This is a genomic window from Protofrankia sp. CiP1_Cm_nod2, assembly GCF_920664355.1.
Taxonomy (GTDB): Bacteria; Actinomycetota; Actinomycetes; order Frankiales; family Frankiaceae; genus Protofrankia.
Genome location: NZ_CAKKTL010000044.1, coordinates 1 through 5,373 on the forward strand (window position 1 = coordinate 1; position 5,373 = coordinate 5,373).

At 70.5% G+C, this 5,373-nt stretch carries 3 protein-coding genes; 2 read left to right on the plus strand and 1 reads right to left on the minus strand.

Annotated elements, in window-relative coordinates:
- The first annotated feature begins 248 nt into the window (after nt 1–248).
- The gene (locus NBW84_RS07220) at nt 249–1,295 is read left to right on the plus strand and encodes a BadF/BadG/BcrA/BcrD ATPase family protein (RefSeq protein WP_250282898.1); all 1,047 of its coding nucleotides are present in this window, start codon (nt 249–251) and stop codon (nt 1,293–1,295) included.
- On the opposite strand, the gene NBW84_RS07225 is transcribed toward NBW84_RS07220, so the two are convergent.
- Nucleotides 1,241–3,418, minus strand: a complete 2,178-nt coding sequence (locus NBW84_RS07225; protein ID WP_250282899.1) for a trehalose-6-phosphate synthase — start codon at nt 3,416–3,418, stop codon at nt 1,241–1,243. The genes NBW84_RS07220 and NBW84_RS07225 overlap by 55 nt on opposite strands.
- A 712-nt stretch (nt 3,419–4,130) precedes the next feature.
- Here NBW84_RS07225 and NBW84_RS07230 point away from each other — a divergent pair.
- On the plus strand, nt 4,131–5,373 hold a 1,243-nt coding region (locus tag NBW84_RS07230), incomplete at its 3' end, for a hypothetical protein (RefSeq protein WP_250282900.1).

Here is a 5,373-nt window from a genome sequence, read left to right on the forward strand (position 1 = left end):
GGCACTGCCCATCTGCGCTCTGTGGGCGGCCCGAGCGGAATAGCCGGCCCGGCGCCGGCGTGCCCGTGGTCGCGATGTGCTCCGGAAGTCTCATCGTGAACTGATCGACCGCTGTCCGTGAGAGCCGCGGGCCGGGGAGACGCCTGACAGCGAGTTGTGAATGTCGGGCAACTCACCGACCGCCGCACTCTACCTTCGTCGAGGAGACATCGATCGATCCGGAAGGGTGACGCATCCGTTTGCCTGCCATGTCCAGTCTGCCGGGGGTGCTCGCCATCGACACCGGCAACAGCAAGACCGACGTCCTGCTGGTCGGCGCGGACGGCGCCGTCCTGGGCAGTGCCCGTGGCGGTGGCTTCCGGCCGCAGCTGATCGGGGCACAGGCCGCGGTCGCCATGCTGGCGCCGCTGGTCCGGGCCGCCGCCGCGCGGGCCGGGCTGCCGCCGGAGAAGAACCCGGTGGCCGAGCACACCAGCGCCTGCCTGGCCAACGCCGATCTGCCGGTGGAGGAGGAGCGGCTGCGGAAGGCCGTCGAAGAGCAGGGCTGGACGCGGTCGGTGGCCGTTCGTAACGACACCTTCGCTGTGCTGAGGGCCGGGACGGACGACGCGTGCGGGGCCGCGGTGGTCTGCGGCGCCGGAGTCAACTGCGTGGGCCTGCTGCCGGACGGCCGGACGGTCCGTTTCCCCGCCCTCGGACGGCTGACCGGTGACTGGGGTGGCGGTGAGGTGCTGGCGGTGGAGTGCATGTGGCATGCCGTCCGGGCGGAGGACGGTCGTGGTGCGGCGACCGCGCTCGCGTCCGCCATCGCCGCGCACTTCGACCTGCCGAGCGCGACCCGTGTCGCCGAGGCGGTCCACCTCGGCGAGCTGGAGCGGGCCAGGCTGCATGAGATCATCCCACTTCTGTTCGCCACGGCCACGGCCGGCGACGCGGCCGCGCTCGGCCTGATCGACCGTCAGGCCGATGAGATCGTCCGGCTCGCTCTGGTGGCGCTCACCCGGCTGGGCCGGCTCGACATGCCCACTCCGCTCGTCCTGGGCGGTGGCATGCTGACCTCCCACCAGCCGCTGCTGTTGGACAACATCACCGCCCGGTTGGCCACCCGCGCACCGCTCGCCGAGATCCGGCTGGTGGTCGCCCCACCGGTCGTCGGTGCCGCGCTCCTGGGCCTCGACCACCTCTCGGCTGTCCGACCCGGCTCCCCGGACGACCGGTCTCCCGGTGACCGCGGTGAGGCTCAGGATCGGTTGCGTGCCGCGTACCCGGCGCCGTTGCCGTGGCCACCGCTCTGAACAGGGGCCCGCCGGGAGGGCCCGGAGGCGCGCTCCGTTCCCCGGATGGCAGAAATGATCTCTGTTGCCCACGCCGTCGGATGACGGTGGCCGAGCCGGCGGGCGAGGTCGGCCAGGCGTGCCCGCCGTTCGGCCGGCGTGAGCGACAGCGCCAGGGCCAGCCGGTCGGCGAGGTCGTCGAGGGAGTAGGGGTCGGTGAGCACCGCCGCTGTTCCCAGCTCCTCCGCCGCTCCGATGTGCCGGGAGAGCACCAGTACGCCGGAACCGCCGACCGCTGCCTGGACGGCGACGTATTCCTTGGCCGTCAGGTTCATCCCGTCCTGGAAGGAGGTGACCCACAGGACGTCGGCGGCAAGGTAGTTGTCGACGACCTCGGTGAAGGAGAGCGAACGGGGCAGGTAGTCGATGGGCTCCCAGCCGTCCTCGCCCCAGGCCCGGTTGACCTCGGCGATCCGTCGCTCGAGCTTCCGCCGTGTCGAGTCGTAGGCGGCGATGCCGGGCTCGGGTGGGGCGCAGATCAGTCGGACGCGAAGGCGCCCGCGCAGCTCGGGGCGGCGGGCGAGCAGCATCGCGACCGCTTCGACCTTCTCGACCGGGGCCTTGGTGTAGTCCAGGCGCTCGACGGAGAGCACCAGCTGGCCGCCCTGCCGGCGGATGCGCGGGGCTCGGCCATGGGCGAGCGCCTCGATGGCGTCGTGGTCGACGCCGAGTGGGTGGACGCCGATCCTCGGTAGCCGCGGGCTGCCCGCGAGGACGGACCGGAAACGTCCGGCAAAGGTCGTGGTGTGGAATCCGGCCCAGTCCAGGCAGCTGAGCGAGGCACGGATCTCCTCGGCGGTCGGCAGGGCGGCGAACATCTCCGGCGGTGGGAAGGGCGTGTGGTGGAACAGCCCCACCCGCAGGTCCGGTCGCCTTCCGCGGAGGATGCCCGGTACCAGCCAGAGGTTGTAGTCGTGCAACCAGACCGTGCCGCCTTGCGCCGCCTCGCTGTCGATGTGCTCGGCGAAACGCCTGTTGACCGTCCGGTACTGCTCCCAGGCGAGCGGGTTGAAGCACAACCGTTCGGGTTGTGACATCAGTACCGGCCAGAGCGTTTCCTTGCATGCCTGGTGGAAGTAGGCACGCCATTCGTCCGGTCGCAGCGGGAGGAAGGAGAGCGGGATTTTGATGTTGCGCCCGTCGGGGAGGGCTGTGCGTTCCGGCTGTTCCAGGACTGCCTGCCCCAGGAGCGCCTGCTCCGCAACCGTCTGCTCCGCAACGGCGGCGGCCACCCAGACGGCCTCCATACCTGCGCTGAAGAGACTGAGCAGGGTGGGCAGGATGCCGTTCGGGCTCGACGGTTCCCGCTGGTCGGCGTCGGGGGCCCAGATGGCCGGCGGGCGATGGTAGCCGATCACGAGTGGGGATCGGGCCTCGACCCAGCCCAGCTTCAGCAGTGCCTGTAACACGCCCGCGGCGCCGGGCTGCCGGGGCCGGTGGACGCCGTCCTGGCCGTCCAGCGCGGCGATCAGCGCTGGTTCGGAGTTGCCGACCGCCACGCCGTGCGTACCGGTCCGGAACATGGACAGGTCGTTGAGGCTGTCCCCGGCGACCAGGATCGAGGCTGTCGGCCAGCCCTGCGAGCGGGCGAGAGCGGTCAGCGCGTTGCCCTTGGAGACGCCCCTGGGCAGGACGTCGAAGTAGCGGTCCGCCGAGTAGCTCCAGGTGCAGCCGAGTGCCTCCACCATGTCGGTGACGGCCGGTGTGAGATCTTCGGGGTGGAGGAAGAACGAGCAGCGGCCCTCCTGCGGCACGCCGTCCTGGTAGGTCAGTGCGGGGAAGCGGCGCAGCGCGGTGCGTACGCGCGCGGTTCCGGGCCAGTCGGCTCGCAGCTTGCTCTGCAGCGGTTGGACAGGTGTGTGGTCGACGCCGTCGAGCACGGTGGCACCGACGTCGGCGATGATCCAGCGGGGCCTGGGCACCAGCGGGTCGTCCAGCGCCTCGCGGATGGCGGGCAGAGCGCGCCCGGTGGCGAAGACGACCACCACCTCGGGGTGGCGGTTCAGGGCGTCGCGCAGGCGCCGCCGGTCGGTCACGTCTCCTGCGAGCAGGGTTCCATCGAGGTCGGTGACCAGGATTGGCACACAGGTTCCCTTCGTGACAAGGGTGCCTGCCGCGCGAGGAGCGTACGGCTCATCGCCGTGCCCCCCACCACACCCACTGGCGTTGACCGAACAACTGTTTTACTCCAGGAGAACCAGAAGTGACGACGGAGAGTCGGGAAGGTGACACTAGCTGTCATTGCACGGTCGCGGACGAGAGCCGTCGGCCGTGGGCCGGTGGGCTGCCCGGGGCCTGTCGCCCGGCTGCCGGCGCACCTGGGCTGGTCCGGCGACGCCGAGCGCGATCTTGGCGCTCCCGGCAGGATTGTCGCAAACATGGACGGCCCCCGATTTCCAATGTCATGGCTGAATTTCACCGGCATCCTTTCTCGGCCGGGAATCCCGTGTGGTCGTCCGGGATTTTTTGGCGGACGTGCGCCGAGGACGGGCCGGAATGATATGTCTGTCAGGCATCCGGGTGGATCGGCCCGTGGGTCACTCTGTATGTAAGCGGTTGTACGCTCTGGGCTGGTGGGCCCAAACCCTGCCCACGCCCTGCCGGCACGGATTTCGTTGTCGCGGATCTCCGCTTTGCGGATCTTGGTGCCGCAGGTGTAGCCGGGCCGGCCGGATCGTTCTCCGTGCCTCGTCGGATGGATATGCGCATGTGCCCTGGTGAGATGGTGTCGGCGATCGGCACGGCCGTTCCATGGCGCGTTTCACGCCGGTCCGGCGGCAAACGGCGGACTGTCCGATGAGCGAGCGAGTGGCCATCTCCCGAAGCCGGGAGGAACCGGTCCGGCGGCTGCTGACGGAGTGCCTGGACCGCTCCGGTGAGGCGCGGAACCGTGACCTGCCGGTTGTCCTGCTGCTCGGGCCCCCGGGCATTGGCCGCAGTGCCGTGCTCGACGAGATCGAACGATGGTGCGCGGCTGTGCCGCGCGTCCGGCTGAATCTGGGCGGGACGGGACGGCGGCCGGCGCCGGGGCGCGATGTCTCCCCGGCCCGCGAGATTCTGGTCCGGACCGCTTTCGGCCTTGCCGGGAAGGTGCCCGGTTATCGGCGTGTCACTTTCGACCGGCTCTACACCTGCCTGCTTGTCCTCGGCAGCGAGCTGGAGCTGAACGATCGTATCCAGACCCTGCACCAGATCACCAGGCTGCTGCGCGACCGGACCTGGGCGGAGCGCAACCGCGACGACATCATCAGGATCGTCAGCCCGGTGCTCGCCTCGTCGGAACTGCCGGATGTGGCGTCCGCCGCGGTGACCGTCCTCGCCTCCATGCAGTGGCGGGCCCGGCTGGGCGGCCGGCGGACCTGGCCCTTCCAACGGGCGGAGCGCTCGCGGCGGACCGCCGAGCCGATCAGCCCGGACGCCCTGGCCGACCTGGTCGCGCTCCGGAACGCCGACGACGAATCGCGCCAGGAGGTGGAACGGCTGCTGGTGAAAATGTTTCTCGCCGATCTGTACGACGCTTTCACCGCCGGCCGGCGGGCCGGCGGCGACCTGTTCAACTGCGTTCTGCTGCTGGACAACGTCCACCATTCCCCCGGCGGCCGGGAGTTTCTTCACCTGCTCGTGGAAGAACGCCATCAACGGGCTTCGGAGGGCGCCGGCACCTGCGACCCGCTGGTCGTGATCGTGACCAGCCGGGGGTGGAACCCGGTCCGCGACGGCACTCCGGGGGGCCGGATACGCCCGCTCGACGCGGCGGGTTACGCGAACTGGGCCCGCGGCCGGCGCGCGGACGCGCACGAAGCGGGATCATGGTGGTATCCGGTGGCGTTACCCGACCTCACGGCGAACGACGTCAGCCTGCTGGTCAGACGCGCCGACCTGCCCGACCGGTGGCGCCGGCTGGCAACGGACCTGCACCGCGTCACCGACGGTCATCCGGGAACGGCCAACCATGTGCTGCGAGGGTTACGGATCGTCGCCCGCCGTCGTCCACCGGAACCGGCGGAGGAGAACAGCCGCTGCCTGCTGGAGATCGAGA

Excerpts from the sequence above, each read along its gene's own strand:
- NBW84_RS07220 (WP_250282898.1), top strand. The coding sequence starts at position 249 with ATGTCCAGTCTGCCGGGGGTGCTCGCCATCGACACCGGCAACAGCAAG.